Here is a 5,805-nt window from a genome sequence, read left to right as displayed (position 1 = left end):
ACGGAAGCTTCGGAAAACGAAGCGGAAGACGAGTCGGGAAGCAGCAAGAAGTTTCGCGGACAGGTGTTGACGTTCACGAAAACTGCTGTATAGTGTGCGGCTCGCTCGGCCACTTCGGTGGCGAGTACGAAACCAGGCGCTGAGGCCGGTTTCAAGGATCTTTGACAGTGTGCGCAGGTGACTTGTGCGGGCGTCTGGCGGGTGGATAGTTGTCCATCTTGCAGATGTTCGAACACAGTCCAAAGATTTGAAGAGCATGCAAATGCAAATTGAGTAATTGGCCTGGAACGAAGTCTGCACTCAAAGCATTGATGAAGGCCGCAAGGCTGGAATCGAAACATTTAAGTGAAGAGTTTGATCCTGGCTCAGAGTGAACGCTGGCGGCAGGCCTAACACATGCAAGTCGAACGGCAGCACAGAGGAGCTTGCTCCTTGGGTGGCGAGTGGCGGACGGGTGAGGAATACGTCGGAATCTGCCTATTTGTGGGGGATAACGTAGGGAAACTTACGCTAATACCGCATACGACCTACGGGTGAAAGCGGAGGACCTTCGGGCTTCGCGCAGATAGATGAGCCGACGTCGGATTAGCTAGTTGGCGGGGTAAAGGCCCACCAAGGCGACGATCCGTAGCTGGTCTGAGAGGATGATCAGCCACACTGGAACTGAGACACGGTCCAGACTCCTACGGGAGGCAGCAGTGGGGAATATTGGACAATGGGCGCAAGCCTGATCCAGCCATGCCGCGTGTGTGAAGAAGGCCTTCGGGTTGTAAAGCACTTTTGTCCGGAAAGAAAAGCATTGGGTTAATACCCCGATGTCATGACGGTACCGGAAGAATAAGCACCGGCTAACTTCGTGCCAGCAGCCGCGGTAATACGAAGGGTGCAAGCGTTACTCGGAATTACTGGGCGTAAAGCGTGCGTAGGTGGTTTGTTAAGTCTGATGTGAAAGCCCTGGGCTCAACCTGGGAATGGCATTGGAAACTGGCTTACTAGAGTGCGGTAGAGGGTAGTGGAATTCCCGGTGTAGCAGTGAAATGCGTAGATATCGGGAGGAACATCTGTGGCGAAGGCGACTACCTGGACCAGCACTGACACTGAGGCACGAAAGCGTGGGGAGCAAACAGGATTAGATACCCTGGTAGTCCACGCCCTAAACGATGCGAACTGGATGTTGGGAGCAACTTGGCTCTCAGTATCGAAGCTAACGCGTTAAGTTCGCCGCCTGGGAAGTACGGTCGCAAGACTGAAACTCAAAGGAATTGACGGGGGCCCGCACAAGCGGTGGAGTATGTGGTTTAATTCGATGCAACGCGAAGAACCTTACCTGGCCTTGACATCCACGGAACTTTCCAGAGATGGATTGGTGCCTTCGGGAACCGTGAGACAGGTGCTGCATGGCTGTCGTCAGCTCGTGTCGTGAGATGTTGGGTTAAGTCCCGCAACGAGCGCAACCCTTGTCCTTAGTTGCCAGCACGTAATGGTGGGAACTCTAAGGAGACCGCCGGTGACAAACCGGAGGAAGGTGGGGATGACGTCAAGTCATCATGGCCCTTACGGCCAGGGCTACACACGTACTACAATGGTAGGGACAGAGGGCTGCAAACCCGCGAGGGCAAGCCAATCCCAGAAACCCTATCTCAGTCCGGATCGGAGTCTGCAACTCGACTCCGTGAAGTCGGAATCGCTAGTAATCGCAGATCAGCATTGCTGCGGTGAATACGTTCCCGGGCCTTGTACACACCGCCCGTCACACCATGGGAGTTTGTTGCACCAGAAGCAGGTAGCTTAACCTTCGGGAGGGCGCTTGCCACGGTGTGGCCGATGACTGGGGTGAAGTCGTAACAAGGTAGCCGTATCGGAAGGTGCGGCTGGATCACCTCCTTTAGAGACTAAAGACAGCCAATTGCTCGTCGGACGTCCGCACAAGTAACCTGCATTCAGAGTTCCCGATCGCCACAGGGCGATTGCGGAGTCGTCCCGTTTCGATGGGGCTTTAGCTCAGCTGGGAGAGCACCTGCTTTGCAAGCAGGGGGTCGTCGGTTCGATCCCGACAAGCTCCACCACCTAGCCAGTAAGTAGTCCGCAGGGACGAATTGGGTCTGTAGCTCAGGTGGTTAGAGCGCACCCCTGATAAGGGTGAGGCCGGTGGTTCGAGTCCTCCCAGACCCACCACCCTGGCGAAGGCTAGAGCAGCGAACGACAAGACTTCTGAATTGCGCACACATAAAGATTTGAAACGTCGAAGGCGCTGAAGCCTTTGAAGTGTTCTTTGAAAACTGGAATGTAGCGAGCGTTTTGAGACGGAATGTCCATGACGTGTCGTAGAGGCTAAGGCGAGTGTCGAGAGACACTTTATTAATTGAGTCGTTATATTCGAGTCCGGGCTTTGTACCCCTGGACCCGTGTAATCCTGAGGCAACTTGGGGTTATATGGTCAAGCGAATAAGCGCACACGGTGGATGCCTTGGCGGTCAGAGGCGATGAAGGACGTGACAGCCTGCGAAAAGTACGGGGGAGCTGGCAATAAGCATTGATCCCGTAATGTCCGAATGGGGAAACCCACCTAGCAATAGGTATCCTGCAGTGAATACATAGCTGCTGGAAGCGAACCCGGAGAACTGAAATATCTAAGTACCCGGAGGAAAAGAAATCAACCGAGATTCCCTAAGTAGTGACGAGCGAACGGGGACTAGCCCTTAAGTTGCATCAGCTTCAGCAAAACGAGCTGGAAAGCTCGGCCATAGAAGGTGACAGCCCTGTATGCGAAGGGGCTGATGCGATGAAATCGAGTAGGGCGGGGCACGAGAAACCCTGTCTGAACATGGGGGGACCATCCTCCAAGGCTAAATACTCCTGACCGACCGATAGTGAACCAGTACCGTGAGGGAAAGGCGAAAAGAACCCTGGTGAAGGGAGTGAAATAGATCCTGAAACCGTGTGCGTACAAGCAGTAGGAGCTCGCAAGAGTGACTGCGTACCTTTTGTATAATGGGTCAGCGACTTACTGTTCGTGGCAAGCTTAACCGTATAGGGGAGGCGAAGGGAAACCGAGTCTGATAAGGGCGCATAGTCGCGGGCAGTAGACCCGAAACCGGGTGATCTAGTCATGCCCAGGGTGAAGGTTGAGTAACATCAACTGGAGGCCCGAACCCACTCCCGTTGCAAAGGTAGGGGATGAGGTGTGATTAGGAGTGAAAAGCTAATCGAACCCGGAGATAGCTGGTTCTCCTCGAAAGCTATTTAGGTAGCGCCTCGGACGAATACTACTGGGGGTAGAGCACTGTTATGGCTAGGGGGTCATTGCGACTTACCAAACCATGGCAAACTCCGAATACCAGTACGTACTATCCGGGAGACACACGGCGGGTGCTAACGTCCGTCGTGAAAAGGGAAACAACCCAGACCCACAGCTAAGGTCCCAAATTTATCGCTAAGTGGTGAACGATGTGGAAAGGCACAGACAGCCAGGAGGTTGGCTTAGAAGCAGCCACCCTTTAAAGAAAGCGTAATAGCTCACTGGTCGAGTCGGTCTGCGCGGAAGATTTAACGGGGCTAAGCGATAAACCGAAGCTTGGGGTGCATACTTTGTATGCGCGGTAGAGGAGCGTTCCGTAAGCCGATGAAGGTGGATTGAGAAGTCTGCTGGAGGTATCGGAAGTGCGAATGCTGACATGAGTAACGATAATGCGGGTGAAAAGCCCGCACGCCGAAAGCCCAAGGTTTCCTTGCGCAACGTTAATCGACGCAGGGTGAGTCGGCCCCTAAGGCGAGGCAGAAATGCGTAGTCGATGGGAAGCAGGTTAATATTCCTGCACCTCGCGTAAGTGCGATGGAGGGACGGAGAAGGTTAAGCAGGCCAGGCGTTGGTTGTCCTGGTGAGAGAGTTGAGGCGGTGCCCTTAGGCAAATCCGGGGGCGCAACGTTGAGACTAAGGACCGGCCCATTAGGGCTAGGCTGCTGATATCACGCTTCCAGGAAAAGCTCCTAAGCTTCAGCTTACGCAGACCGTACCGAAAACCGACACAGGTGGGCAGGATGAGAATTCTAAGGCGCTTGAGAGAACTCGGGTGAAGGAACTAGGCAAAATAGCACCGTAACTTCGGGAGAAGGTGCGCCCTCCATGGTTAATAGCTGAGGGGGGCCGCAGTGACCAGGCCGCTGCGACTGTTTATCAAAAACACAGCACTCTGCAAACACGAAAGTGGACGTATAGGGTGTGACGCCTGCCCGGTGCTGGAAGGTTAATTGATGGGGTCAGCCGCAAGGCGAAGCTCTTGATCGAAGCCCCAGTAAACGGCGGCCGTAACTATAACGGTCCTAAGGTAGCGAAATTCCTTGTCGGGTAAGTTCCGACCTGCACGAATGGCGTAACGACAGCGGCGCTGTCTCCACCCGAGACTCAGTGAAATTGAAATCGCTGTGAAGATGCAGCGTTCCCGCGGCAAGACGGAAAGACCCCGTGAACCTTTACTATAGCTTTACACTGAACGTTGAGTTCGTCTGTGTAGGATAGGTGGGAGGCTATGAAACCATGGCGCTAGCTGTGGTGGAGCCATCCTTGAAATACCACCCTGTCGTGCTTGACGTTCTAACCTAGGCCCGTAATCCGGGTCGGGGACCGTGTATGGTGGGTAGTTTGACTGGGGCGGTCTCCTCCCAAAGTGTAACGGAGGAGCACGAAGGTACGCTCAGCGCGGTCGGACATCGCGCACTGTGTGCAAAGGCATAAGCGTGCTTGACTGCAAGATCGACGGATCAAGCAGGTACGAAAGTAGGTCTTAGTGATCCGGTGGTTCTGTATGGAAGGGCCATCGCTCAACGGATAAAAGGTACTCCGGGGATAACAGGCTGATACCGCCCAAGAGTTCATATCGACGGCGGTGTTTGGCACCTCGATGTCGGCTCATCACATCCTGGGGCTGTAGTCGGTCCCAAGGGTATGGCTGTTCGCCATTTAAAGTGGTACGCGAGCTGGGTTCAGAACGTCGTGAGACAGTTCGGTCCCTATCTGTCGTGGGCGTTGGAGATTTGAGAGGGGCTGCTCCTAGTACGAGAGGACCGGAGTGGACGAACCTCTGGTGTTCCGGTTGTCACGCCAGTGGCACTGCCGGGTAGCTATGTTCGGAAGCGATAACCGCTGAAAGCATCTAAGCGGGAAGCGCGCCTCAAGATGAGATCTCCCGGGACTTTAAGTCCCCTAAAGGAACCATCAAGACTAGGTGGTTGATAGGCAGGGTGTGTAAGTGCAGCAATGCATTGAGCTAACCTGTACTAATGATCCGTGTGGCTTGACCATATAACCTCAAGTTGCCTTGGTCTCTATGTGACACGTCCGTAGACGTTCCAAACCAAACACTGACTCGCTACATTCCAACTTATTCGCCGACGACGGGCTTCATTCCGTCCGAAGCAATCCCACGAGAGCGTGCGCGCAACTCAATCCATCGAGACCTGCGACCCTCCACCCTCTCCCTGGTGATAATAGCTGTGTGGAACCACCCGATCCCATCCCGAACTCGGAAGTGAAACGCACACGCGCCGATGGTAGTGTGGCCTAAGCCATGCAAGAGTAGGTCATCGCCAGGGGCTTTACCCTAAAACGCCGCAACCTTTGGTTGCGGCGTTTTTCTTTGCGCCAAAAAACTTTATCTAACCGGCCCATTCGGCCGTAGTTACTGCGGCAGTTACTTCCAGCGCGCACTTAATCGGCTGCAGACGCAGATCGCGCCCGAAATGAAACCGGGGAATCGCGAAATGGAGCAGCGGTGACAGCGACAACAAACAGCATCAGCCGCGGAGGGG

At 54.3% G+C, this 5,805-nt stretch carries 2 tRNA genes and 3 rRNA genes; all 5 read left to right on the top strand.

What is annotated here, in order from left to right:
• Positions 1-342 precede the first annotated feature (342 nt).
• The 5 genes from J7J50_RS23395 to rrf all read left to right on the top strand — a co-directional run bounded on the left by J7J50_RS23395 (position 343) and on the right by rrf (position 5,589).
• Positions 343-1,887 (top strand): 16S ribosomal RNA (locus J7J50_RS23395).
• Between the two features lie 103 nt (positions 1,888-1,990).
• A tRNA-Ala gene (locus tag J7J50_RS23390) sits at positions 1,991-2,066 on the top strand.
• A 32-nt stretch (positions 2,067-2,098) separates the two neighbouring features.
• A tRNA-Ile gene (locus tag J7J50_RS23385) sits at positions 2,099-2,175 on the top strand.
• A 260-nt stretch (positions 2,176-2,435) separates the two neighbouring features.
• Positions 2,436-5,299: ribosomal RNA gene (locus tag J7J50_RS23380) — 23S ribosomal RNA — on the top strand.
• A gap of 175 nt (positions 5,300-5,474) precedes the next feature.
• Positions 5,475-5,589 (top strand): 5S ribosomal RNA (rrf, locus tag J7J50_RS23375).
• The 16S, 23S and 5S rRNA genes sit together here with 2 tRNA genes alongside, the layout of an rRNA operon.
• Positions 5,590-5,805: the final 216 nt, after the last annotated feature.

This window comes from Lysobacter sp. ISL-50 (assembly GCF_018612875.1).
Classification (GTDB): Bacteria; Pseudomonadota; Gammaproteobacteria; order Xanthomonadales; family Xanthomonadaceae; genus Lysobacter.
The sequence above is the reverse complement of the archived record's forward strand: the minus strand, read 5'-3'. Positions and strand labels throughout refer to the sequence as shown.